The organism is Planktothrix agardhii (assembly GCF_904830935.1).
In the GTDB taxonomy this organism is placed as follows: domain Bacteria; phylum Cyanobacteriota; class Cyanobacteriia; order Cyanobacteriales; family Microcoleaceae; genus Planktothrix; species Planktothrix agardhii.
The window spans coordinates 3776693-3800160 of sequence record NZ_LR882952.1; the positions used below are offsets into that span (position 1 = coordinate 3776693).

At 40.2% G+C, this 23468-nt stretch carries 27 protein-coding genes; 14 read left to right on the forward strand and 13 right to left on the reverse strand.

Annotation, left to right across the window (positions count from 1 at the left end):
• Positions 1–78 precede the first annotated feature (78 nt).
• The 3 genes from NMG88_RS17520 to NMG88_RS17530 form a co-directional block, all read right to left on the reverse strand.
• Entirely contained in the window at positions 79–273 is a 195-nt protein-coding gene (locus tag NMG88_RS17520; protein WP_026785549.1) for a hypothetical protein, read from the reverse strand.
• Entirely contained in the window at positions 270–614 is a 345-nt protein-coding gene (locus NMG88_RS17525) for a hypothetical protein (RefSeq protein WP_026785550.1), read from the reverse strand. The genes NMG88_RS17520 and NMG88_RS17525 overlap by 4 nt, the downstream gene beginning before the upstream one ends.
• Before the next feature lie 186 nt (positions 615–800).
• Positions 801–959, reverse strand: a complete 159-nt coding sequence (locus NMG88_RS17530) for a hypothetical protein (protein ID WP_193372454.1) — start codon at positions 957–959, stop codon at positions 801–803.
• 134 nt (positions 960–1093) lie between these two features.
• On the opposite strand from NMG88_RS17530, the gene NMG88_RS17535 reads away from it, so the two are divergent.
• The 5 genes from NMG88_RS17535 (at position 1094) to NMG88_RS17555 (ending at position 2933) form a co-directional block, all read left to right on the forward strand.
• Entirely contained in the window at positions 1094–1372 is a 279-nt protein-coding gene (locus tag NMG88_RS17535; protein WP_026795835.1) for a hypothetical protein, read from the forward strand.
• Positions 1369–1659, forward strand: a complete 291-nt coding sequence (locus NMG88_RS17540; protein ID WP_026785552.1) for a hypothetical protein — start codon at positions 1369–1371, stop codon at positions 1657–1659. The genes NMG88_RS17535 and NMG88_RS17540 overlap by 4 nt, the downstream gene beginning before the upstream one ends.
• Before the next feature lie 178 nt (positions 1660–1837).
• Positions 1838–2218, forward strand: coding sequence for a hypothetical protein (locus NMG88_RS17545; RefSeq protein WP_026785553.1), 381 nt, complete (start codon positions 1838–1840; stop codon positions 2216–2218).
• 20 nt (positions 2219–2238) lie between these two features.
• Positions 2239–2583 carry a hypothetical protein gene (locus NMG88_RS17550; protein ID WP_026785554.1) on the forward strand — a complete coding sequence of 115 codons (345 nt, stop codon included), beginning with the start codon at positions 2239–2241 and terminating at the stop codon, positions 2581–2583.
• Between the two features lie 158 nt (positions 2584–2741).
• Complete coding sequence (locus NMG88_RS17555; protein ID WP_036833336.1) at positions 2742–2933, forward strand: hypothetical protein; 192 nt, start codon at positions 2742–2744, stop codon at positions 2931–2933.
• A gap of 303 nt (positions 2934–3236) precedes the next feature.
• Here NMG88_RS17555 and NMG88_RS17560 read toward each other — a convergent pair whose 3' ends face one another.
• The 4 genes from NMG88_RS17560 to ntcA form a co-directional block, all read right to left on the reverse strand.
• A complete protein-coding gene (locus NMG88_RS17560) occupies positions 3237–3902 on the reverse strand; it encodes a Uma2 family endonuclease (RefSeq protein ID WP_042153788.1) in 666 nt (221 codons plus the stop codon).
• A gap of 318 nt (positions 3903–4220) precedes the next feature.
• Positions 4221–4634: a pre-16S rRNA-processing nuclease YqgF gene (locus NMG88_RS17565; protein ID WP_042157365.1), complete on the reverse strand. Its 414-nt coding sequence runs from the start codon at positions 4632–4634 to the stop codon at positions 4221–4223.
• Between the two features lies 1 nt (position 4635).
• Positions 4636–6261, reverse strand: a complete 1626-nt coding sequence (locus tag NMG88_RS17570) for a DUF3084 domain-containing protein (protein WP_254035661.1) — start codon at positions 6259–6261, stop codon at positions 4636–4638.
• Between the two features lie 163 nt (positions 6262–6424).
• Positions 6425–7090: a global nitrogen regulator NtcA gene (gene ntcA / locus NMG88_RS17575; protein ID WP_026795833.1), complete on the reverse strand. Its 666-nt coding sequence runs from the start codon at positions 7088–7090 to the stop codon at positions 6425–6427.
• Positions 7091–7268: 178 nt separating this feature from the next.
• On the opposite strand from ntcA, the gene fabI reads away from it, so the two are divergent.
• Positions 7269–8045 (forward strand): enoyl-ACP reductase FabI, encoded by a 777-nt coding sequence (gene fabI, locus NMG88_RS17580; RefSeq protein WP_042153785.1) that lies wholly within the window; start codon positions 7269–7271, stop codon positions 8043–8045.
• A 253-nt stretch (positions 8046–8298) separates the two neighbouring features.
• The gene (gene hisB, locus NMG88_RS17585) at positions 8299–8907 is read left to right on the forward strand and encodes an imidazoleglycerol-phosphate dehydratase HisB (RefSeq protein ID WP_026785558.1); all 609 of its coding nucleotides are present in this window, start codon (positions 8299–8301) and stop codon (positions 8905–8907) included.
• Positions 8908–9048: 141 nt separating this feature from the next.
• On the opposite strand, the gene NMG88_RS17590 is transcribed toward hisB, so the two are convergent.
• Complete coding sequence (locus NMG88_RS17590; protein ID WP_026785559.1) at positions 9049–9315, reverse strand: glutaredoxin family protein; 267 nt, start codon at positions 9313–9315, stop codon at positions 9049–9051.
• Positions 9315–13025, reverse strand: a complete 3711-nt coding sequence (locus NMG88_RS17595; protein ID WP_254035662.1) for an EAL domain-containing protein — start codon at positions 13023–13025, stop codon at positions 9315–9317. The genes NMG88_RS17590 and NMG88_RS17595 overlap by 1 nt, the downstream gene beginning before the upstream one ends.
• 525 nt (positions 13026–13550) lie before the next feature.
• Here NMG88_RS17595 and NMG88_RS17600 point away from each other — a divergent pair.
• Entirely contained in the window at positions 13551–14303 is a 753-nt protein-coding gene (locus NMG88_RS17600; protein ID WP_026796293.1) for a cobalt-precorrin-6A reductase, read from the forward strand.
• Between the two features lie 425 nt (positions 14304–14728).
• Here NMG88_RS17600 and cbiE read toward each other — a convergent pair whose 3' ends face one another.
• Complete coding sequence (cbiE, locus tag NMG88_RS17605; RefSeq protein WP_227350478.1) at positions 14729–15958, reverse strand: precorrin-6y C5,15-methyltransferase (decarboxylating) subunit CbiE; 1230 nt, start codon at positions 15956–15958, stop codon at positions 14729–14731.
• 217 nt (positions 15959–16175) lie between these two features.
• On the opposite strand from cbiE, the gene cobG reads away from it, so the two are divergent.
• The 4 genes from cobG to cobJ are packed head-to-tail and all read left to right on the forward strand — an operon-like array spanning position 16176 to position 20466.
• Complete coding sequence (gene cobG, locus NMG88_RS17610; protein ID WP_254035663.1) at positions 16176–17651, forward strand: precorrin-3B synthase; 1476 nt, start codon at positions 16176–16178, stop codon at positions 17649–17651.
• A gap of 24 nt (positions 17652–17675) precedes the next feature.
• The gene (locus tag NMG88_RS17615) at positions 17676–18305 is read left to right on the forward strand and encodes a precorrin-8X methylmutase (protein ID WP_042153775.1); all 630 of its coding nucleotides are present in this window, start codon (positions 17676–17678) and stop codon (positions 18303–18305) included.
• A complete protein-coding gene (cobI, locus tag NMG88_RS17620; RefSeq protein ID WP_026785568.1) occupies positions 18302–19006 on the forward strand; it encodes a precorrin-2 C(20)-methyltransferase in 705 nt (234 codons plus the stop codon). Before NMG88_RS17615 ends, cobI begins: the two co-directional genes overlap by 4 nt.
• The gene (gene cobJ, locus NMG88_RS17625; RefSeq protein ID WP_026795823.1) at positions 19003–20466 is read left to right on the forward strand and encodes a precorrin-3B C(17)-methyltransferase; all 1464 of its coding nucleotides are present in this window, start codon (positions 19003–19005) and stop codon (positions 20464–20466) included. Before cobI ends, cobJ begins: the two co-directional genes overlap by 4 nt.
• 83 nt (positions 20467–20549) lie before the next feature.
• Here the strand turns inward: cobJ and NMG88_RS17630 are convergent, their stop codons facing one another.
• Positions 20550–21149, reverse strand: a complete 600-nt coding sequence (locus NMG88_RS17630; RefSeq protein ID WP_227351486.1) for a chorismate lyase — start codon at positions 21147–21149, stop codon at positions 20550–20552.
• A 90-nt stretch (positions 21150–21239) separates the two neighbouring features.
• Between NMG88_RS17630 and rnhA the strand changes: the two genes are divergently transcribed.
• Positions 21240–21722, forward strand: a complete 483-nt coding sequence (gene rnhA, locus NMG88_RS17635; RefSeq protein ID WP_026795822.1) for a ribonuclease HI — start codon at positions 21240–21242, stop codon at positions 21720–21722.
• 99 nt (positions 21723–21821) lie between these two features.
• Complete coding sequence (locus NMG88_RS17640) at positions 21822–22364, forward strand: Uma2 family endonuclease (RefSeq protein WP_026785572.1); 543 nt, start codon at positions 21822–21824, stop codon at positions 22362–22364.
• Between the two features lie 309 nt (positions 22365–22673).
• On the opposite strand, the gene NMG88_RS17650 is transcribed toward NMG88_RS17640, so the two are convergent.
• Together NMG88_RS17650 and NMG88_RS17655 are read right to left on the reverse strand one after the other, a co-directional pair.
• Entirely contained in the window at positions 22674–22907 is a 234-nt protein-coding gene (locus NMG88_RS17650; protein ID WP_036833641.1) for a DUF7219 family protein, read from the reverse strand.
• A 162-nt stretch (positions 22908–23069) separates the two neighbouring features.
• Entirely contained in the window at positions 23070–23411 is a 342-nt protein-coding gene (locus tag NMG88_RS17655; RefSeq protein WP_042153769.1) for an ArsR/SmtB family transcription factor, read from the reverse strand.
• Positions 23412–23468 lie beyond the last annotated feature (57 nt).

Genomic DNA, 23468 nt, shown 5'->3' on the forward strand with positions numbered 1-23468 from the left:
TTTATTCATCCACGTCGATCTGTGGTTAAAAAAGCGCGATCGCGCTCCATAAACTTTTGGCTACTTTTGCTAATAATTTTACAATTCTGCTGTTGAGTTATTGAGCGATCGCCTGACTCGCTTCAATCTTTGTTCGCGAAGCTGTTCTGCCAGCATCGCATTAATTTCTCCTAATTCTAAATTCACTTCTTGAACCTCCATTCGAGAGCGGCGGAGGTTAGCAAGCAAGCGTTTAGATGTTTCTGGATCGGGGATATGGGGTTGTTTATTCATGGCAAGTTATATTCCATTTTAACTTCTTCAATACTACGCTCCAACGCCGGAATCCTTGCTTGGGTTCGTGCTATAGCTCGTTCTAGTAATTGTAGCATATCAGGAGAGGCCTGATGTTGAGCTTTGGCAATTTGAAGCTGGATATTAGACAGTTGAGAGTAGGAAGATTCAGCATCTTCGGCGGCACTTTTCATTTCATCTAGTGCCGGAATCGTTACCTCTGTCTCTCCAAATAGCTCAAAAATAGTTAATTCCAAGGCTGAAGCTTCATTAACAATGTCTAACGCCTGCTGTTTTAATTGATTGATAGTTTCAGTTGTTCTTGATGGTAAATTAGCCATAATTACACTATTTTATAAGTTATTACAATTGAAATTTAACATAAAATAGTACAATTTTTTGACAAGTATCGCCCTTTCCCCATCCATCTCTATTTGTGGTTAAAAAAGCGCATAGGCTTTGCCAGCCAAAGGTATCGCCTTTGCTCCATCCATTTCTATCTGCGTAAATTTGCCGTTAAAAAGCTATTAATTAGTAAACAAACTCGGCTCCACATAAAAAAAACTACCCAGAATCAAGGCCTGCTCTTTGCTGATATCTCGCTGGCCATTAACCAATTCATAAACTCCGGCTTCATCGCCAATAATTCCCACCAAATCCGCCGGTTTTAGCACTCGCTGTTCCATCAAAAATAGTAACAATGAATGAGGCGTAGCTGTAACTCCAGGTGCATAATATTCTTGCTCAAAATCTAATGTGTTACAATTGAGTAAAACTCTATCCCAGGGAGTTTTACCTAACTTTATAATAGCTGAAAGATATGTTTTGGATTCTGAAAAACTTAATCAGCACAGATCCACAAGGATGCCTCAGTTTAAACCTCGAACCCAAGTCAACAGAGTATCGCGTTCTGGTCAACGAAGCCGGACAAATTTTATTAGACCCAATAACCAACATACCTGATTGCGAACAGTGGTTGTGGCAAAACCCCCAAGCATTAGCCTCAGTCAAGTGCGGCCTCGCCCAAGCAGCTAAAGGTGAAGTACATGACTTGGGTGACTTTTCTGAATATGCTGATTTGGAGATTGAAGAGGAATGAATTTTCGGATAGAATTTTCTTCATCAGCTAGAGATAGCTTAATTAATCTTCAAGAACTCGATGCCAAAAAATACAATAAAGTGCTGAAAACACTTGGATTAATGGCAACTAATTTACGCCATCCCAGCTTGAAAACTCATAAATACGACACATTATCAGGCCCTAATCAAGAAGAAATATTTGAGGCTTACGTCGAAAACAAAACCCCAGCAGCGTTTCGAGTTTTTTGGTATTATGGCCCGGACAAAGGTGTAATCACAGTTATTGGAATTACACCTCATCCTTAAAGTGCGATTGCTACCGGAATAGTAATATTAAGAAGTGCGATCGCTCTTTCCCCAAAAAGCGAGATCGCACTTCATCTATCCGTATCCATTTGCGATTTAAAAATTTCTATACAACCCTTACATCTCTAACTATGCTACCATTAACCTCAGCTATTATTATTGACTAAAGCCATAAACATTGACAAACCTATCCGACGAAAAAAATACTCTCATTGCTGAACTTAGAAAAGCTGGAATTAAACATACACCTGAAGAAATTTTGCGAATATCCCAACTCCCTAATGGCAAAATAGTTTTCTTAGAAAGGGGAAATGCTAGTTCTGGACTGCAACATATATTAGAAAATCACAAAGATGAATTTGCCGAAAAAGGAATTTATGAAGCCGAGGTTCCCGATGCAGTCTTCCTAGCCGTTATTCAGGGGACTGTAGTAGGTTATCAAAAACCCAATTGCCCTATTTATCAAATTATCTTTAATGGCAAAACTCAGTTAATTGCTGTTACAGTAGGTAGTAATGGTTATATAGTCTGTGCCAATCCTCGCTCTACTTCACAATAACTGAAAAAAGGAGAAATCAAATGACAATCAACATCAAGTTAATGCCAGATTATTGCTCGTACTCTTTGTGGGGACTCGATCCTGATAATATTGGAGATATCAATCCCGCATTATTACCCTTGAGTAAAAAGACAATCAAGCGTTTGGAAAAATGGGCTGCCACCTACGATCAAATTTTGAAGTGGGACGATCCAGCTTCATCAGGTTTTGCAACTGTTGAAGAAGCTGAAAAATTTGAACGAGAAGGAGTTGATTTATGGCATCAGTTACGAGAAGAATTGGCTCCTAATTATGAAGTGCGTTACTTTAGTCAAAAATTGCGAAAAGTTATAAATAACCCAGATGAATTAATGGTTAGTGCCTAATTATATCAAGACTTACGCAATTGGCACAACCTGTAGGAAAATCTTCGATATTGCCCCCCTTTCTCCAAAAAGCGCGATCGTCTTTCATCCTAAAATTTACTCTTTTGACAACTGATGCTATAATTAAATAACAGTATTTGTAACTACTAACTACTAAGATGGCGCAAGCTAAAGAAATTTTAATTTCCTTACCAACATCGCTAGTAAAATTTATTGAAAGCTACAAAATTACCAAGGGATGCCAATCGCCTTCCCAAGTAATTGAATTAGCCTTAGAATTATTGCAAAACCAAGACCTAGAAGAATCTTATAGACAAGCATCTAGTGAAATTGACTCCGCACTGGAATAGTGAGCATTGCTCGGTGGGTGGCAAATATATTGATAAAACCCCCCACCCAATCAATAACCTCGCATACTTCAGTAATTATCGCCTTTACTGCGTCTAAATCCTCTGCCTGAGACGCATGATAGTGCGCTCTGATTAGTGGTTTAATATCCTCAATATTTTGCCATTCAGATTTAGGTTTGAGCGGAATATTAATATAATAACTATAGGCTTTTTGATCCGAGATTGCGCCTTACCATGTCAATGATTTTTAGCCCTTCTTCAGACGCCCTGAGTAAACCCGCCATTACGCAACCTCTTACTCATTCAATTTGCTGTTGGAATTTGACTTTTCACCCACTTACGAAATAAGCCAATCCAAGCATTTTCCCTAGTCGTTTTCTTGAGCTCCAAAAAGTGCATAATGTCACTTTTAGAAAGAAAGGGAAAAGTAGGAGAGTTATCGGTTTCTCGGTAGGATTCTCCTTCTAATTGATAGAATGTTATATTTTTTCCATCATACCGCCAAACTTCCGGTACAAGAAACGCTCTATAAAGTTCTAATTGATTAATAGAGCTACTGGTAATATCAATTTCAATAATTAAATCCGGTGGTGGGTCTTGTTGCAGGTCAATTTGCTCTTTATCCCAGACTAAAGATTCATTTTGAATGTAGTAACATTGATCGGGTTCAAAACCTCTGTTTAAATCTTGACGTTGGCAAGTTCTCGAACCCAAACTCCTGACTTCAATATTTAATTCTTCAGTCAGAGTTTCTACCAAACGGCCTAATAGTTTTTTGTTACCTTCGTGGGGATCTAAAGGTGTCATAATTTCTAGTAAACCTTGGTCATAAATCAAGCGAATCCCCTGCTGTTGCGCTAAATCTTGTAACAGCAATTGATAGGTTTGCCAACTAATATTTTTCAAAAGAACATGATCCGCAAGGGGACTTTGTTTCTCTTGGGGTGGCTGAATCAGGGTGGCTGTCATCTTGGATACCTGCCCGATAATGTGCGATCGCCCTTGATCATATCATGCTTTGGTGTCAAAAATGAACCAAATGATCTAAATGAGCCAAATGAGCCTTTTATATTGAGCCAAATGGTGAGCCATTGAGCCGATACAGTGTGAGGAGTTTGAATTATGGTTAATGTGAATTTCAATATATGGGGTAAGGATAGAATACTACGCTCCAACGCCGGAATCCTTGCTTGGGTTCGTGACAGAGCTACGCTACGCATAGAAAATTGTGTAAGTCCTGAATCAATTCAAAACTGATAACTGCTAGAGACGCGCCATGGCAGGTTTCTACTGATGACTGATGAGTGATGACTGATTCAAATATCGTTCAATTAACACGATCGCCACAATATCATCAATCGGACGAGGTGGGGTTCGCATTCCTTTGGGAATTAAACAAGTTAAACCTTTAGGGGGATAAATTTGCCAATAGCGATCGCGCGCTTCTAAGGTAGAATATCGTTCATTCACTTGAATAATAGAAAGGGATTCTGGCAAAATTTCAGTTAGTTTTTGTTTCCACATTTTTGAAGTTGTTTGATCTCCCATTACCACCGTTTCAATAGTAAATTGTTGACACAAAGATTCAATAATTTTAGGAACATCCGGCGATAAAATCACCTCATGATAATATAACTGGGAACCGTCACCCATCACCGCAATTCCACATTTTTCTCGACCAGGATCAAACCCTAAAATCATTTTATTTTTTATCATCGTATTGAGTATAATTAGATTGAGAATCTGGATATCCTATATTATTCTGTCTCTGGGTGGATGGATTTTCTAATGAATTAGAATTATTAGGCTGTTCCTGTTGTCGTCGGGTACTAAAGATCACTTTTCCATTGCGAAGCGCCAATAAATCCAGTCGCAATGGCCCAATAGTATAGGCATCTTCAGCAGCAATGGCTTGAATTTCCAAGGGTTGATTATGTTCTTGAACTTGTTGGAAAAAACGAATTAATGTATCCATTCTATCATTCCCAATTTGGACTGTTCCACCCACAACTCCAACAAAACGCGCCCGAAAACTGGACGCATCTAAAAGTTGTTGCATTTGCTTTCTCAATTGATCATCAGATAAAATAGAAGGATTTAATGTTGTTCCTGCAATAATTTCCCCTGTTCTAAATAATAATCGATTCGGTTCAGCTTTAGTAAAAACCGATACTTTTGTTTCCCCAACTAAATAATTAGCCGCCGAAATCACTTGTACCACATAATCTCGACCATCATCAATTTGATTAATTAAATCTTCAACCTCTACTTTTGTAATTTGAATTACTTGAACTTGACCCGCTTTTATATTGCCCAATTGTATAGACTCAACGGCATAATTATTCGCTTCTTTTAAAAGGGTATTAACCGCCTGAATTGCAGTTTTTGGATCACTAATTCTGACTAAACTACTAGATAGAACCTGTCCTCGTTCTAAAACAACACTTCCTTCTCGTAATAATTGAAAATCCCGTCCAATCAGTTCAACCTGTTGACTTAAAACTTGTTTTTGCTGTTCTAATTTTTTCTGTTCTGTTTCCAATTCTTCCAACCGAGATTCCCGTTTAGCAATAATTTGATCCTGTTCTTTGATCTGTTGCTCCTGTTGTTCAAGTTCTTGATCCTGCTGTTTCATTTCTTGATCTCGTTTGCCAATTTCCTGATCCCGTTTCACAATTTCCCGATCGCGATTTTGAATTTGAGCTTTGACCTGTTCTTGTTGCTGAATCAAATTTTGACGTTCAGTTCTGAGTTTTTGAATTTCTAATTGTAAACTTTTTTTTTGTTTAAATACCTCTTGAAGTCGATTTTCTCTATTTTTAAGTTCGGCTTCCGTTGCTTTTCTTTCTATTTGAATATCTTGTAGTTGTTTCAGAAGATCTCCTAATTGATTCTGAGTTTTTTCTAATTCTTCTGCTGTTTTAACGGCTTGAGATTGAGCCGTTTGTAGGGATTGATTAATCATATTTAACTGTGCCATAGCGGTGTTAATTTCCGTTTTAGCTCTGGTTAAATCCTTTTCGACTCGCCTTTTTTCATCTTCTGCTCTCGTTAAATCCTTCCGAGCATCATTCAATCTACTTTGAATTTGATCAATTTGAAACACACCCCGACGTAGGGGTTTACTTGAAGCAAATAAAATCCCCAAGGTCAATGCCGAAAGCACACTGCCAGTTAAAATAGTCACAACCATAGCAGTGTTGCGGGGGCGAAGATTAAACAAACTCAGCCTGGCTTTTCCAACTTTAGTTCCCAGGCGATCGCTAACCGTCGCAATCACGCCACCCAAAACTAAGATGGATATAACCAGGATAATTCCTGCGGTCATAAAGTAAGAAAAATCTGGGAGAGTGGAAACTCAGGACTTAAAAACCTGAGAATCTAAAAATTTAATAATCTAGTTAATGCAGTTTGCCCAATTTTCTCTAATTATATCTAATAGCAAGTTTCCTAGATCTTTTCTAGGTTAATCTAGGAAACCTAACCGTAGATTAAGTAAATTGTTGACCTAGGGTAACGGGATTATGGACTGTGATCTTTTTCTTATAAATTGAGATCATGTTTTTTTGTCGTAAATCTCCTAATAAACGGGTAACGGTAACTCGCGTGGAACCAATCGCTTCTGCGATCGCCTGATGGGAAAGTTTCAAATCAATCCGAATTCCGTCTCTACCCGGTACGCCAAAATCTCGACAAAGAATCAGGAGAAAACTAACTAATCTCGATCCCATATCTCGGTGAGCTAAGGTTTCAATCATCATCTCTGTTTGTAAAATCCGAGACGATAATCCGCGCAACATCACCATCGGCAGTTCGGGATCGCTTTTCAGGGCTTTCTCCACCTGTTCAATCGGAACTGAGAGTAATTCTACAGAGGTAAAGGCAACGGCATGATAAAACCGATCTGACCGATGACCTGTAATTAACGATAAAACACCAAATACACTATTTTCTCGAAGTAAAGCGACGGTAATTTCTTCTCCAGCTTCATAGACTCTGGACAATTTCACCGCCCCTTTGATCAGAACATAGACGCGCTCCGCCGGATCGCCGGGAAAGAAGATCGTCTTACTCCGTTCAAAGCTTTCCACGACAGGAGGGAACGCCCCTCCGCCGATACTGCGGAACACTTCTGCTAACGGTCTATCATACGTCACAACCCGATCCCTTGCACTAATAATGCTCTAATATATCTTCCGTATTTCAGTTTACGCTAATTGCATCATTTATCTGTTTAATCGACGGATGATTGTCTGATCAATGTTTTATCCCCGGTAGAAATCGGCAAATCCATGGCTTTGATTAGGATACCAATTACTTATAGAATAATCTATTATGCTGAATTTGAACGGAAAAAACGCACTTGTTACCGGCATTGCCAATAATCGCTCCATTGCGTGGGGCATTGCCCAACAGCTTCACCAAGCTGGAGCTAATCTTGGAATCACCTACCTTCCTGATGAGAAAGGTCGTTTTGAAAAAAAGGTGCAAGAATTGGTTGAACCCCTTAACCCTACTTTATTTCTGCCCTGTGATGTCCAGAATGATACTCAAATCGAGGAGTTATTTACGGCCATCCGTGACCAATGGGGACGAATTGATATTCTGATCCATTGTCTGGCCTTCGCGGGAAAGGAGGAACTGTCTGGGGACTTTAGCAATGTATCCAGGGCTGGATTTACTCGCGCCCTAGATATTAGTGCCTATTCTCTAGTCCAACTGAGTGCGGCTGCTAAACCTTTAATGACCCAAGGGGGTAGCATTATCACCCTAACCTATCTAGGTGGGGTGCGGGTGATTCCTAATTACAATGTCATGGGAATTGCTAAAGCAGCCTTGGAAATGAATGTTCGTTACCTGGCGGCGGAATTGGGGCCATTGGGAGTTCGGGTGAATGGCATTTCGGCTGGCCCGATTCGGACTTTGGCATCTTCGGCCGTGGGTGGGATTTTAGACATGATTCATCACGTCGAAGAAATCGCCCCCCTAAAACGGACGGTGACTCAAACGGAAGTCGGTAATGCAGCGGCTTTCCTGAGTAGCGATTTATCCAGCGGCATTACAGGCCAAATTCTGTATGTCGATTCGGGTTATTGCATCATGGGAATGTAATTAATCAGTCATCAGTTAACAGTTAACAGTTATCAGTTTAAGAGTTGTCAGTTTAAGAGTTAATCAACTGTTAGCTTGTTAACTAATAACTAATAACTGATGACTGATGACTGTTGAATGACAACTGTTAACTAAAAACTGTTAACTGATAACTGATAATTGTTAACTAAAAACTGTTAACTATTAACTGTTAACTATTAACTGTTAACTATTAACTGAAAACTATTAACCGATAACTGATAACTGATGACTGATGACTGATTTAAATATGCTTCCTAGAATTGCAACAGTACACCGAAAAACGGGGGAAACGGAGGTTAATGTAACTGTTAATTTAGATGGAACAGGAATCTGTAAGGTTTCTACAGGAGTTCCATTTTTAGATCATATGTTGCATCAAATTTCGTCCCATGGCTTAATTGATTTAGAAATTCAGGCCACCGGAGATATTGAAATTGATGATCACCATACCAATGAAGATGTGGGAATTACTCTGGGTTTGGCTTTAGCTAAAGCATTAGGCGATCGCAAAGGAATTGTCCGGTTTGGTCATTTTATTGCCCCTTTAGATGAAGCCTTAGTCCAAGTGGCCTTAGATTTTTCCGGTCGTCCTCACCTGACTTATGGTTTAGAAATTCCGACCCAACGAGTGGGAACCTATGATACTCAATTAGTGCGAGAATTTTTTGTAGCTATTGTTAATAATAGTCAACTAACATTGCATTTACGTCAGTTAGATGGAATCAATTCCCATCATATTATTGAAGCCGGGTTTAAAGCTTTTGCTAGAGCCCTAAGAATGGCAGTTGAAATTGATTCCCGTCGGGCAAATACTATCCCCAGTTCCAAAGGAGTTTTGTAATTTTTTGTCATAAATAAAGTAACAGCCTCGTTGTTGCGCTTTAGCGCATCTACCCAGAGTGATCTCAGCGCAACAATGAACTTTTTTACAAAGCCAGGGTGGGAGCGTGAAAGCCCACTGGCTTCAGCCGTGGGATGAAACCTACAAATACTTCTGTAACAGTTGTTCCAACTGTATAACCGACATTCGAGGTGCAGGACGGGGGATGGGTTGGTTTGGTTCGCCGGATTTAAACAGAACAGGAATAGAATATTGATAGGCTTCAAACCAATCTTCCCGGGTAGTAATGTCTCGAATTTCTAATTGAAATTTTCCTAATGTTTGGGATGATGCTTGAATTTTCTCCAATTTTTCTTGCAGTCCTTCGCATAAATGACAGCCCGGTTTACTGTATAAAATCAGTGTGATCATGAGATTTCTTTAGCCTCCGATAGTAATAGTTTGGTTGCTTGTTCAGCTTCTAGGGGTTTAGCGAATAAATAACCCTGTCCGAATGGACAACCCAACTCCTGTAAAATTCTCCTTTGTTCACGGGTTTCTATCCCTTCAGCCACAACATCTAAATCTAAATTTTGCGCTAAAGAAATAATAGCTTTGACAATTTGTAAAGGTTGGCTTTTTTTTCCTTGAAAGACACTACTTTTCTGATCTAAAGGGCTAATAAATGAACGATCAATTTTTAAACTATTTAAGGGGAATTGATGTAAATAACTCAAAGATGAATACCCCGTGCCAAAATCATCAATTGATAGATGAATTTTCCTAGATTTGATTTGAGCTAGAATCATAAACGAAGTGGATAAATTTTCCATAATCACACTTTCAGTAATTTCTAGTTTTAAATCACTAGGATTACAACCTGTCTCAGATAAGATTTGATCAATTTGTTCTAAGAGATTAACTTGACAAAGCTGTTTACTTGAGAGATTCACACTCATTGTCAAGGGATAAATATCACAATGAGACCGTTGTTTTCCAGGATAAATGTCTTCTGTAGAGGCAGTTTGAATAGAACTAAATTTTTGGGTTAATTGTTGTTTCCAAACTTGCAATTGCTGACAGGCTTCTCGTAAAACCCAAGCCCCTAGGGGAATAATTAATCCGGTTTCTTCAGCAACAGGAATAAACTCTACAGGTGATACTAACCCCCGGGTGGGATGGAACCAACGGACTAGAGCTTCAAAGCCAGTAATTCTACCACTGAATAAAGAAACAATTGGTTGATAATAGACTTTAAAACCCTTAATATTTGTGGGTTGATCACCGGAGCTTTCTAATAAGTATTCTGTAGTTTTTAAGGCCGTTGAATCATGACTTTCAAGGAGATTTGATAACTCTGATTTTTGTGGTTTGTCAATTATCATGCGTCCATAAATAGCTTGCCGTAAATCCGTTTCTAGCTGCAATATAGACAGGGTTTGACTATGTATACTTAAATCAAAAACTTCATATCGAGCTTTGCCTTTTGCCTTAGCCCGATACATCGCAATATCAGCATCTCGTAAAAAATCATCCGGGTTATTATACAATAAACACTGATGGATTTGACTATTATTTTCCGATGGTAGATAATGACCTCGACTGGGAACAATTCCAATACTAACGGTCGTAAAAATTTCATGTCCTTGGATATAAAAAGGTTGGGTTAATTCATAGTGAATTTTCTCCGCCATACTGGTTGCATCGCTGATTTTTTGAACCCGATTAATCAAGATTGTAAATTCATCTCCACCTAAACGGGCAACGGTATCTAAGGCACTGACACAATTTAAAAGACGATGGGAAATTTCAATTAACAGTTGATCTCCCATGAGATGTCCTAAACTATCATTAACCACTTTAAATCGATCTAGGTCTAAAAATAAAATAGCAAACTGATAATTGGGTTCTTGTTTTGATCGTTTTAATGCTTGAGCCAAACGTTCATTGAAAAAGCTCCGATTCGGTAATTGGGTCAGGGTATCATGTAAGGCTTCATACATGAGTTGGGCTTCAAATTGTTTGCGTTCGGTAATATCTCGAATAATAATTTGAATCGCAGATTGACCTTGATAGGTAGCTGGAATTCCCACAATTTCTACATCAATTACTTCTCCATTTAACCGAGTTAATTTTTGTTCTATTAACGACCGAGTTTCCTCTTCATTGTTATGATCTTGAAGTGGATTATTAATGGAATTAAAATGATCAGGAGGAAGAAAATCAAAGATAGAGCGGCCAATCAAATCTTGAGGGCGATTTGCTCCTAATAATTTGGCTCCAGCCATATTAATATAAATTAATTGTTCTCCATTATGAATTGCAATAGTTTCAGGAGATAATTCAACTAAACGGCGATAGCGTTCTTCACTTTCTCGCAGAGCTAATTCGGCTTTTAGTCGTTGTTTTTCTGTTTGATTAGCAGCAATAAATCTACCAATACTTTGAGCCATTAACTCTAAAATTTCCAGTTCATAGGATTTGTAATCTGCGGTTTTAACCTCTAAAGAAGCAAAAGCTAAGGTTCCATAAATTTCACCATTTACCAAAATCGGAGTTCCTAAACAGGTTTGTAGATGAAACCTTTGATAGCATTGGAGTTGATTGAATTGGGGATTTTGCCCGATTTGGGTATGAACTTGAGTCATCTGGGTCTGAATGACTTGACAACAGTAGCTTTCTTCAAAAGGCAATATCATACCGGGCTGAATTAAATCTAAATCCGAATGAACGGTATCAATAATAATATGATTGTTTTCTAGTCTGCTGATGAAACCAATTGATAATTGAAAAATTTCACATCCAACTTCGAGATAATCTCGAAATAGTTCATCTAAGTTTTGATGATTATAGGTTGTAATCCGATGCAAATGTTTGAGATTAGAACTAAACTGAGCTAAGGCTTGGGATTTTAAAACTAAGGCTTGTTCCGATTGTTTGCGTTTAGTTATATCTGCTTGAATCCCAATAAAATGAGTTAAATATCCTTTAGGACTATAGACCGGAGCAATGGAAAGTTCATTCCAAAAAAACGCACCATCTTTACGATAATTCTGGAGTTCGACATGACATTCTTTTCCTTCTGCAATAGCATGACGAAGTTCATTAACGGCCGCATCTTGGGAATTATTCCCTTGTAAAAATCGACAATTTTTTCCTAAAATATCTTCCCTGCTATATCCCGTAATTCGTTCAAACCCATTATTCACAAAAATAATCGGATTATCCGGTTGGGTGGCATCGGTAATCACAATCCCATTACTACTACTATTAATAGCTCGTTCCATCAATTGTAAACGTCCTTGGGCGCGATGACTTTCAATCGCTGCCCCTAAGACATTCGCGATCGCTTCTAAAAAATGTGCATCTTCTGGGGTAAATTGACGATGGCGAGTGCTATGAACACTTAAAACCCCCCACCCCCCCTGCCCCCCGTACATGGGGGGTGGGATGGGTGGAGAATCTACCTGGGTTTTGCTCAAGCCCGAATCCTGTCCCCAACGGGCAATAACCATACTCATACCACTAATCACCCGATGATTATGTAGCAGGGGAGTTCCAGAAAATCGAGTTTCCACCCGTAAATCATCTACCACAATGGTTTCATTCTTGAGTAAGGTATACCCGGCCTGGGAGTTAATATGGGCACTTACCCGAGCATTGCCGACCAGTCCCTTTTGCCAACCGACCCCCGCCCTCAACCAAAAAGCATGACCTCCGGGCATCAGTTCCAAAAGTTTACAGTATTCTACATCCAGGGTTTTTGCTACAACACAGACCGCTTCATCTAACCGTTTTACTTGTAGAGGTTGTTGTATGGAATTCTGTTCTTGCAATTTCTCCAGCAGAATTTCTCTATCCGTGGAATCAGCAAAGATATCAGATTCAGCAAAGTCCGACATTTCCGAGGGAGGCAATCCAAAGGTATTTTGGAAGCGAGAATTACAATAAAAAACCCGACCATCACCCCTATGACTGACAATCAAGGCAACTTGCAGTAGGTCTGCAATCATCTGAATCAGTATGGGGCTATCTAGTAATCCAACTTCTTGATTCCCATCTATGTCCCATTCCTGATCAATGGATGCAATAGGATAAAGTTGGTCTTGATCTGCCTGTGTCCCGTGTTTGTTGAGCATCAACTAGGTTCTGTGCATTGTCTATCCGATTACTCGTAGTTATCGTACTTTTTGCAGAGTGTTTGACACACCAAGAGTTTTCTGTTTGTCCCTCCCTATACATTTTACAATCATCACCCTCAAATTTTGACATTTTTTAATAAAAATTAAAAAAAGGTTAATAAACCCCCTACAGAGATTTTCGATGGATGTCAGTTTAGGAAAAAAATTGATGTTATAGGGAATATCCTCAAGACATTGAATTATATATAGCAATCTTAAATGATTTGTGATAGAAATATATAACCTCACCCTAGCCCTCCCCTTAGTAATGGGAGGGTTGGGAGGGGTAAATATAGATGGAAATATTACAACTGATTTAGGATGGCTATACTAAGTTTAACTATGTAAAAATATTCTTGATTATAACTTGACAAATTGCCTCTGATAATGATATAATGGATAGGATATTATTTATTATTACAATAAAACTACATTAATAATACAATTAATAATTACTGATTAAATCTGTTTTGGCAATTTTCGATGAATCATAAAAAAAGAGTCTTGATTTTGGGAGGAACCACCGAAGCGGTAGCAATAGCAACTCAAATTAATCAAATTTCTGGTGTGGAGGCGATCGCTTCTTTAGCTGGTCGAACCCAACAACCCGTGACTCAAACTAACCCGGTTTCTTTTCGGATCGGAGGGTTTGGGGGAGTGGCTGGATTAGCAGATTATCTAAGCCAAGAACACATTGATCTGTTAATTGATGCTACCCATCCCTTTGCCGCTCAAATTTCCTTTAATGCTGCTCAAGCCGCCTCTAAATCTGGTATCCCCCGATTAATGCTAATTCGTCCCCCTTGGAAACCAGTATTAGGAGATGATTGGATTGAGGTAAACACAAATCAAGCTGCCGCCAAGACTTTACCCGGGTTAGCTGAACGCATATTTCTTACTATTGGTCGGCAAGAACTTCCCACCTATTCCTATGTAAAAAATATCTGGTTTTTGATGCGAATGATTGACCCTCCTGAACCGAATTTACCCATCCCCCCCGGACAGTTAATTTTGCAACGGGGGCCCTTTTCTTTGGAGTCGGAGCGATCGCTTTTACAAGAACATAAAATTGGGGCAATTGTTAGTAAAAATAGCGGGGGTGATGCCACATATCCCAAAATTATTGCCGCCCGGGAGTTAGGAATTACGGTAGTAATGGTGCAACGTCCCCCGGTTCCTGAAGGAGAGATCGTTACGGATTTAGAAAGTGTGATCTCCTGGGTAAAAAACCAATAATCAGACTCAATGAAATTATCATTTACAAGATTAATCAATTCTTTGTTTTCCAATTGCTGCAAAAGTTTTTTGACAGTATCTATTTCTGCATCTATATTAACTTGTAACTTAGAAGTTAAAACTTGATCTCCTTGCTGGAAAATCCAAGATGTTGCCCTTGTACAAAATTGCCAACTTCCTTTGCGTAAATGTTTCAATTTAGGGTGATTATAGGCAGACATTTCACCAAAATCTAGCCGCAATTCATCCCCATAACTAAATGTAACCTGATGACAAGTTTCTCCAATAATGGGTTTAGTAATCACTGAAATAAAGGGAACAAGGAACAGGGTAGAGGATTTGTAATTAATTTTGTTTAGGTACTTACAATTTAAGATAATTATAACATTTTCTTCAGTTAATTAAAAGAACAAACCAAAAAGATGTTAATAAGGTTTTAAAACAACCCATTGAGTTACGGGAGCCATGGCTTTCCAGCCTAAAAATTTGCCTACAGGTTCAGCCCTTTGAATCCCAATGCGGATCAGTTCTCCCCCTAATTGACTATACCACTGAAACATCATTAATTCGCTTTCTACGGTGACAGCATTAGCAACCAAACGACCGCCCGATGGTAATGCTTGCCAACAGGTTTCTAGGAGTTCGGGGACTGTAATTCCGCCGCCAATAAAAATAGCATTGGGTTGGGGTAAATCTTGGAGAGCGATCGGCGCTTTTCCCGCCACAATTTTGAGGTGGGGAGTTCCCAAAGCCGTTGCATTATCAGCAATATATTGTAATCGGCTGGGGTGCTGTTCGATCGCAATACTTTGGCAACGGCGATCGCTCCGCATCCACTCAATCCCAATGGAGCCGCAACCCGCCCCCACATCCCATAGCAGTTGTCCGGGTAGGGGAGCTAGGGCCGCCAGGGTAATCGCTCGCACCTCCCTTTTAGTTAATTGTCCGTCATGGCGATAGGCGAGATCGGGCAGTCCGGGGAGGCGTGGGGGAAAACAGAGGGTTGGGGAGGAAATACAGGTAATGGCGATCGCATTCAAATCCGCGATATCCGTGGCATTCCAACCGCAGGCAGTCCCCTCAATTCGGCGTTCTCTGGTTCCCCCTAGATGTTCTAATACCACCATCTGACTCTCCCCAAAACCCTGTTTGGTTAGCAGTTGGGCGACAATTGCGGGGGTTTTTCGATCAGCACTGAGCACTAACAGTTTAGCTCTCTGATAAAGTACCGCATTTAACAAAGCTGGCGGGCGACCACATAAACTTAATGTTTCTACCTCCGTGAGCGACCAACCCAAACGACTACAGGCGAGGCTAAAGGTAGACGGAGAGGGAATAATTATTATTTCGTTGATCGGAATCTGACGAGTCAGGGTAACACCAATGCCATAACACATCGGATCACCACTGGCTAAAACACAGACAGCTTGACCGCGACGGCGAATAATCTCATTAACTGAATCTTCAATTGGAGAATGCCAAAAGAGTTTTTCTCGCTTATCTTCTGCGGGTAGCATGGCTAAATGACGTTCACCCCCGACAATTACGGAGGCAAGGGAGAGGAGACTCCGCCCTACGGAGGTTAAGTCCTCTAGTCCATTGTCCCCTATGCCTATAATTGATAGCCATGGATACTGCTGATCCTGATCGCTCATAATTAAAAAAATCATTGTCAACTATAGTCTATGGTATAATTTCTTAGCTTGTTGTTGGGAAAGTCCGGTGGGATTCCGTTACTGTGCCGCAACTGTAATCAAGGAAAAAATAATTGGATTTTACCTATTCAGCTTTTCTCTTGCGAGTCAGAATGCCAATTTCAAGCGGTTCAAGATTGGATAGAAATACGGTTTTAAACTAATAGTAAAAAAACCCTTGTTTCTAACTAATTCTCTGCGTCGCATGGAGAAAAAAATAATTGTGAATTGGTTAGTTAAAGCAAATGTTTGTCCGGGGTTATTTTATGGGACTCCCGCCCAAGATGGGTTTTTAATTCGCATCCGCACCCCTGGGGGATGGCTGAATAGTAAACAGGGAAAATTGATCGCCGAATTACTTAAAGCATGGGGAAGTGAAGCCCTGCAAGTCACAAATCGAGGGAATTTGCAAATTCGGGGGGTACAAAATCCCCCCAGTTTGGAAGTTTTGCAGACCTTACAAAATTTAGGGTTAGCTGCATTTGATCCTCGAATAGATCATCTGCGGAATATTATGGCTAGTCCCACCGCCGGAATTGATAGTCAAGAATTAATTGATACTCGTCCATTGGTTCAAAAATTAGATTATTTTATTCAAAATCATCCCTCAATTATTGAACTTAGTCCTAAATTTAGTATTGGCATTGATGGCGGGGGAAAAGTAGGAATTGGAACTCGCTCACCGATAGCTTGGGAACACCGTTATAATGAAATTCAACTCTTAGCAATTGCTATTGATGATCCTATAAATTCAACCTCCGATCTTTACTTCCAGTTAGCCCTCGGCGGTGATAAAAATTTATCTCATACTTCAATATTAATTAAGCCAGAAAACTGTTTATCTGTGGTGGCTGCGCTGGTTAAAGTTTATATTGATTATGTTCAACAAAATCCATCACAAACGGGTAAAAAGCCCCGGATGAAACACTTACTTAAAGATTGGGGTGTAGAAAAGTATCTCGAAGCAGTTAAGGCTGAGTTAGAGTATCCTTTAGAGCAAATTTTTGATCCAGAAAAGACGGTTTTAAAAACTTTAAATCCCTTACCCAGCCAACCCTATGCCCATTTAGGAATTCATCCCCAAAAACAAGCCGGATTATCCTATCTGGGTTTATCCTTGAAATTAGGAAAATTGAGTGCTGATCAACTCTTGGAATTAGTAGAAATATCGGAAACTTTTGGGAGTGGTCAGTTACGTTTAACTCCTTGGCAGACTATTTTAATTCCCGATATTCCCAATCAAAAAATACCCGAATTATTACTCAAACTAGCCCCATTTGGATTATCAAATTCCTTAGTCGATGCGGGAATTGTTGCCTGTGCGGGCAAACCTGGGTGTGCGGCAGCTGCAACTGAAACTCAAATCCATGCTTTAATATTAGCAGATGATCTCAAGGAACAGTTAACGCTGAATTCCCCAGTTAATATTCATTTGACCGGTTGTGATAAATTATGCGCCCAACCGAGTCCGGCAGAAATTACACTTTTAGGAACAATAATTGAACAAAATGGCAAAAAAGTTGAGGGTTATCAAGTTTATATTGGCAAGGGTCAAGACTCGTTAAACCATAAAGTTTGTGAGGGAAAACTGGTTGATATTCTTCCATTAATTAAAAAAGTTTGTGTTGATCTCAATAAAACTAAACCAGAATAATTTTTTAAATATCAAACAATTAATATGCTGGACTATTTGCGAAATGGTGATGATATTTATAGAAAATCCTTTGCGATGATTCGCGCCGAAACCCCCTTAGAAAATCTATCGGAGGATTTAGCTTATGTAGCAGTGCGTTTAATTCATTCCTGTGGAATGACCGATATTGTTCAGGATTTAGAAGCCTCATCCAATGCGGTAAAAATCGGACGGGATGCCCTTACAAAAGGTGCTAAAATTCTTTGTGATTCTCAGATGGTTGCTAATGGGATTACCCGCAAGAGATTACCTCAAAATAATCAGATTATTTGCACCCTGAATCACCCAGAAGTTCCTGAAATAGCCCGTCAAATTAATAATACCAGATCAGCCGCGGCTTTGGAATTATGGCGACCGGATTTAGCCGGGGCTGTAATTGCCATTGGCAATGCTCCCACCGCCCTATTTCGCTTACTAGAATTACTGGATTTGGGAATAGCAAAACCCGCCCTAATTTTAGGTTTTCCCGTGGGGTTTGTGGGAGCAGAAGAATCAAAAGCCGAATTAGCAGCAAATAGTCGCGGTGTTCCCTTTATCACCCTACACGGACGGCGGGGGGGAAGTGCGATCGCAGCAGCAGCAGTCAACGCCTTAGCAAAGGAAAACGAATTATGAGCCCATTAGGACGACTTTATGGATTGGGTATTGGCCCCGGAGATCCCGAATTACTCACCCTCAAGGCCCACCGGATACTAACCACTGTCCCGGTAATTGCCTATCCGACCTTAGAAAATGGCAAGGTTTTGGCCAGGGCGATCGTGGCCGATTTTATTCGCCCCGATCAGATTGAAATTCCCATGCCCCTGCCCTTCAGTGTGGAGCGCAGTTCCCAACCCTATTATGATATCGCGGCCGAAAAGATTGCCGAACAGTTGAGTTTGGGGCGAGATGTGGCGGTGCTCTGTGTGGGCGATCCGATGCTGTATGGCAGTTTTATGTATATCTTGAATCGCCTAGCTGGGCGGTTTGCGATTGAAGTTGTCCCCGGAATTTCTTCGGTGATGGCCAGCGCAGCTATGTTGGGCGTGCCGATCACCTATCGAAATGATGTTTTTAGTATTATGCCTGGGACATTGGAAGCGGAAATATTGCGCGATCGCCTTTCCCAAGTTGATGCCGCGGCTATTATTAAATTAGGCCGACATTTTGCGAAAGTTCGGGATATTTTGGCGGAATTAGGATTATTAAATCGCGCCCTTTATATCGAAAGAGCGACTTTGCCGAATCAGAAAATTATTCCGATTACTGAAGTTGATCCTGAAGCTGTCACCTATTGGTCATTAATTTTAGTTCCGAGTATCACCCAACCCCAATGAAACCACCCGCTATTATTATTCTAACAGAAACCAGCATAAAAGTTGCTCGGAAAATTCAAGAGAGCATCGGTTCAGGGATGATTTATGGTTTAATTAATCGTACCCAATCGGCGGATTTAACCTATAATAATTTTGGGGAAACGGTACGACAATTCTACCAAACTGGAACACCGATAATTGGAGTTTGTGCGGCGGGAATATTGATTCGGACAATTGCTCCTTTATTAATTAATAAAAATACCGAACCTCCGGTATTAGCGATCGCGGAAGATGGTAGTGCTGTAGTCCCTTTATTGGGCGGTTTACAAGGTGTTAATGATTTAGCTCGTCAAATTGCGATCGCGCTGCAAATTTCCCCGGCAATTACCACCAGTGGCGAGATTAGATTTAAAACCACATTATTATCTCCCCCGGCGGGTTATCAATTAGTTAATCCCGATGATGCTAAAACTTTTATTTCCGATTTGTTAGCGGGGGAAACAGTAAAATTAATTGGTGAAGCCGACTGGTTAGAAAATAGTCAGTTACCCTTTTCAGCCGAGGGAAAATTAACTATTGAGATTCGAGATCATAATAATTTAGAATTAGCAAAACCGAGTTTAAATTGTTTGGTTTATCTCTTGGATCAGGGCAACTCAAAGGATTTCTACCGAACTACCCTAGGGGAAGAAAGCCCTATTTCCCCGCCAGAAACCGGGCTAAATCCTGGCAAGTTAGCGATTGTGGGAACGGGGCCGGGTGCAGCCCGTTGGATGTCTCCAGAAGTGCGAGAGGTGCTGGAAACCGCAACGGATTGGGTGGGTTATAAAACCTATTTAGATTTAGTAGAATCCCTACGGAAACCGGAAATTATTCGCCATGAATCGGATAATCGGGTGGAATTAGATCGGGCGGAAATAGCTTTAGATTTAGCCTCCGGTGGTGCGTCGGTGGTGTTAGTTTCTTCCGGTGATCCGGGGATTTATGCTATGGCATCGGCGGTGTTTGAGGTATTAGAAAAAAAGGCAAAACCGGAATGGGAAAACCTAGATATTCAGGTATGTCCTGGGATTTCAGCTATGCAAGCGGCGGCCGCCAGTGTGGGAGCCCCGTTAGGCCATGATTTTTGTGCGATTTCCTTATCTGATATTCTCAAATCTTGGGAAACAATTGCTGGGCGAATTGAGTTGGCGGCAAAAGCGGATTTAGCGATCGCATTTTATAACCCAGTTTCTAAGGATCGGACTTGGCAACTTTCCCAGGCTAAAGAGATTTTATTAAAGTGGCGATCGCCCCAAACCCCTATTATTTTAGCCCATAATTTAGGACGCAAAGGGCAGACCGTAACGATCAAATTCCTAGCAGAATTAACCGTTGAAGATGCCGATATGCGAACGGTAATTTTAATCGGATCGAGTAAAACTCGAATTATTCAGCAAGGAGATAAAAAACAATGGGTTTATACCCCGCGTCACTATTAGAAAATAGGTTTTTTAATCTGGTTCAAGGATAAACTTATTTTTTCGAGAAAACCTTATCGCTATTCTGAGGAAATAAAGAATATTTAAACCTCTCCGGTTTTTCCTAAATATTGAGTTAAATAGGGAGAAAAGACTTCATAAATTAGGGTTAAGGGTTTGCCATGATGCCAGAATAAATAATGACGTCCCCAAAACGGCCCCGATTCTCCAAAGGCTAATTCTAAGGCTTTGCTATCCCCATAATAAATTCCTTGCACATCTCGATACAGTTCCGTTCGCAACCGTGCCAAACTTGCCCAAATAGGTAAAGACCGATTTTGTAAATATTCATCAACATGACTGGCTTCCCACCAGGATGTCGCGTAGGCTAACCGTTGTCCTGATGCGGTTCTTAACCAGACTTGACGGCGGACACGGGGGCCAGGAACGGCTAAAATCTGTTCTGGGGCGTTATCCGTACTCAGACCAATGGCTGACATATCAATCACATCGACCTCTGTGGGTTCCCCAGTTAATAATTGTAGATGTCGAGTTGGAGAACCATCCCCTAGCATTAAAATTTGCCAGGGGGGAGACAGTTGACTATGGGGTAGTCCTTGTTTCACAATGGCTTCATCCCCCTGCCACTGACACCTAAGACGATGCCAAGCAGTTGGTTGAGTAACGGGTTCGAGTTTTCTAATACTGGCAGTCAAGGGTATGCAACAAAACTTAACGTCATTTGTCTATGATAGCGCAACGGGTGTCAGGTATCAGGTTTTGAGTATGGGATTATGAACGACAATTTAAAAAAAGTTACAATTTATACCGATGGAGCTTGTAGTGGGAATCCAGGGCCAGGAGGATATGGCGTGGTGTTGATGTTTGGCCCTCACCGCAAGGAATTATCAGGGGGATATCAACTTACTACTAATAATCGCATGGAATTAATCGCGGCAATTATAGGATTAGAAGCCTTAAAGTTTCCTTGTGCTGTTAATTTATATACGGATTCTCGTTATTTAGTTGATGCCATGAATAAAGGATGGGCGAAGAAATGGCAGAAAAATAATTGGCAACGTAGTCAAAAAGAATCGGCTAAAAATCCTGATTTGTGGGAAAGATTACTCACTATATCCGAACAACATCAAGTTCAATTTCTTTGGGTTAAAGGTCATTCGGGAGATGAAGAAAATGAATGTTGCGATCGCTTGGCTGTCAAGGCTTCACATCAACCGGATTTACTCCCAGATTTGGGTTATTCCCAAGAGAATTAATTTCGTTAATTTAGATTGAATTAGATCGGGATAGGATGACATTATATCCAGATTTGATATAATAATATTTGTCAGTCCTGCAAAGGCGAATCAATGAATATGGCGATCGCAACTTTAACCGAAACTGAAACCTTTTCCCTAGAAGATTTTATGGCGAATCCCCCCGATCATCAAGAGTGGGTGGATGGACAATTGGTGGAGAAAACCGGAATGACGATTAAACATAGTCGGATGCAATGTCGGTTAGGTCGTTACTGGGGTAATTATGCAATTGAATCAGGACAAGGGGGAGATGCTTACACGGAACTTCCCTGTAGCACCTTAAAACAAGGGCGACGTCCTGATGTTTCCTATCTCACGCCAGAATTACTGACAGAATTTGGCGAGTTTCCCACATTACCCCAAAGTCCTCCACTTCTAGCTGAAATTGCTTCTCCGAGTGATGCGGCGGAGGATTTATTTGCTAAAGCTAGTGAATATTTAGAGTCCGGTTGTCGGGAAGTGTGGTTGGTTTTTCCTGAGAATCATCGCATTTTAATTATTACTGAAAATCAAACCTTGGCGTTTAAAGCTGGTGATATTATTAATACACAAATTGTTTTATTAGGATTTAGGATTGCTATTGATGAATTATTTGGTTAGTTGAGCTATAATGTTTCTTGTCCACAAACTTAAGGTTCGTTTATTACTAGCCTCCTCCAGAAAGGGATTACATTACCAGAGGAATACAGTACAGTTTTAACCGAAACTGAAACCTTTTCCCTAGAAGATTTTATGGCGAATCCCCCCGATCATCAAGAGTGGGTGGATGGACAATTGGTGGAGAAAACCGGAATGACGATTAAACATATTGTTTTACAAAAATAGAAATAACTCTGCCAAAATCCAGCCTAAAAATAAAGGGTACAGTTTATCTGCGCCCTTTATTTTAGTGATTCTATATTCAGACTATTATCCGGCTTTTTTGTCAATTCCCAAATGTTGTTTGCTCTCTCGAAGTTTTTCCCACAAGGTTTCGATTTGTACATAAGATTCTTCTGGTGAAAGTTTTCCCCCGGTTTGCAAGCCAACAATAAAGTCTACCTTTTGAGCAAATTCCTGCAAATTAGCATTAAACAGGATATTCTCAGGTTTGCCATTGCCCCGATAACGAGAGCCAGAATAAAAGGAACTTAGGTTGGTCATCAGTTTCAGACTCCAATTTACATGATTGTTTATTTTTACATAGAATGCCAAATTCTGAATCGGCTAATAAAGTATATCTTGATACTTTAATTATAGCCCGATCAATTCCATCTAGTATTTGTTAAAAAGAATACAATTCTATTAACAAGTATACAACCTCTCTTAATCACAATCCTGATGAGAGGTTAAAATGGGACTCGAATGGTGATAGTTGGCTAAATAGGCTTCCAGAACTCCAAACTGGCTGAGGTTTAGACGATAGTAAATCCAACGTCCCTCTTGCCGACTTTCCAATAATCCGGCTTCCTTCAAAATTTTTAAGTGAAAAGATAGCTTAGACTGATTGACGGCTAACTGTTGGCAAAGTTCACAAACACATAACTCTTTTTCTCTTAACAGATTGATGACCTGCAAACGCAGGGGATCAGATAGGGCATGAAACCCAGCCAGAAAGGTTTTGACGGCAGTAACCGCAGAAATCTCTATTACATCGTTTGCCACCATCAAAGCTCTCCTAAATCGAGGTTAATAGATCTAGCTTATCATTTTATTTTTGTAATC

Excerpts from the sequence above, each read along its gene's own strand:
- NMG88_RS17520 (WP_026785549.1), bottom strand. The coding sequence starts at position 273 with ATGAATAAACAACCCCATATCCCCGATCCAGAAACATCTAAACGCTTG.
- NMG88_RS17525 (WP_026785550.1), bottom strand. The coding sequence starts at position 614 with ATGGCTAATTTACCATCAAGAACAACTGAAACTATCAATCAATTAAAA.
- NMG88_RS17530 (WP_193372454.1), bottom strand. The coding sequence starts at position 959 with ATGGAACAGCGAGTGCTAAAACCGGCGGATTTGGTGGGAATTATTGGC.
- NMG88_RS17535 (WP_026795835.1), top strand. The coding sequence starts at position 1,094 with ATGTTTTGGATTCTGAAAAACTTAATCAGCACAGATCCACAAGGATGC.
- NMG88_RS17540 (WP_026785552.1), top strand. The coding sequence starts at position 1,369 with ATGAATTTTCGGATAGAATTTTCTTCATCAGCTAGAGATAGCTTAATT.
- NMG88_RS17550 (WP_026785554.1), top strand. The coding sequence starts at position 2,239 with ATGACAATCAACATCAAGTTAATGCCAGATTATTGCTCGTACTCTTTG.
- NMG88_RS17555 (WP_036833336.1), top strand. The coding sequence starts at position 2,742 with ATGGCGCAAGCTAAAGAAATTTTAATTTCCTTACCAACATCGCTAGTA.
- NMG88_RS17560 (WP_042153788.1), bottom strand. The coding sequence starts at position 3,902 with ATGACAGCCACCCTGATTCAGCCACCCCAAGAGAAACAAAGTCCCCTT.
- NMG88_RS17565 (WP_042157365.1), bottom strand. The coding sequence starts at position 4,634 with ATGATTTTAGGGTTTGATCCTGGTCGAGAAAAATGTGGAATTGCGGTG.
- NMG88_RS17570 (WP_254035661.1), bottom strand. The coding sequence starts at position 6,261 with ATGACCGCAGGAATTATCCTGGTTATATCCATCTTAGTTTTGGGTGGC.
- fabI (WP_042153785.1), top strand. The coding sequence starts at position 7,269 with ATGCTGAATTTGAACGGAAAAAACGCACTTGTTACCGGCATTGCCAAT.
- hisB (WP_026785558.1), top strand. The coding sequence starts at position 8,299 with ATGACTGATTTAAATATGCTTCCTAGAATTGCAACAGTACACCGAAAA.
- NMG88_RS17595 (WP_254035662.1), bottom strand. The coding sequence starts at position 13,025 with ATGCTCAACAAACACGGGACACAGGCAGATCAAGACCAACTTTATCCT.
- NMG88_RS17600 (WP_026796293.1), top strand. The coding sequence starts at position 13,551 with ATGAATCATAAAAAAAGAGTCTTGATTTTGGGAGGAACCACCGAAGCG.
- cbiE (WP_227350478.1), bottom strand. The coding sequence starts at position 15,958 with ATGAGCGATCAGGATCAGCAGTATCCATGGCTATCAATTATAGGCATA.
- NMG88_RS17615 (WP_042153775.1), top strand. The coding sequence starts at position 17,676 with ATGCTGGACTATTTGCGAAATGGTGATGATATTTATAGAAAATCCTTT.
- cobI (WP_026785568.1), top strand. The coding sequence starts at position 18,302 with ATGAGCCCATTAGGACGACTTTATGGATTGGGTATTGGCCCCGGAGAT.
- cobJ (WP_026795823.1), top strand. The coding sequence starts at position 19,003 with ATGAAACCACCCGCTATTATTATTCTAACAGAAACCAGCATAAAAGTT.
- rnhA (WP_026795822.1), top strand. The coding sequence starts at position 21,240 with ATGAACGACAATTTAAAAAAAGTTACAATTTATACCGATGGAGCTTGT.
- NMG88_RS17640 (WP_026785572.1), top strand. The coding sequence starts at position 21,822 with ATGGCGATCGCAACTTTAACCGAAACTGAAACCTTTTCCCTAGAAGAT.
- NMG88_RS17650 (WP_036833641.1), bottom strand. The coding sequence starts at position 22,907 with ATGACCAACCTAAGTTCCTTTTATTCTGGCTCTCGTTATCGGGGCAAT.
- NMG88_RS17655 (WP_042153769.1), bottom strand. The coding sequence starts at position 23,411 with ATGGTGGCAAACGATGTAATAGAGATTTCTGCGGTTACTGCCGTCAAA.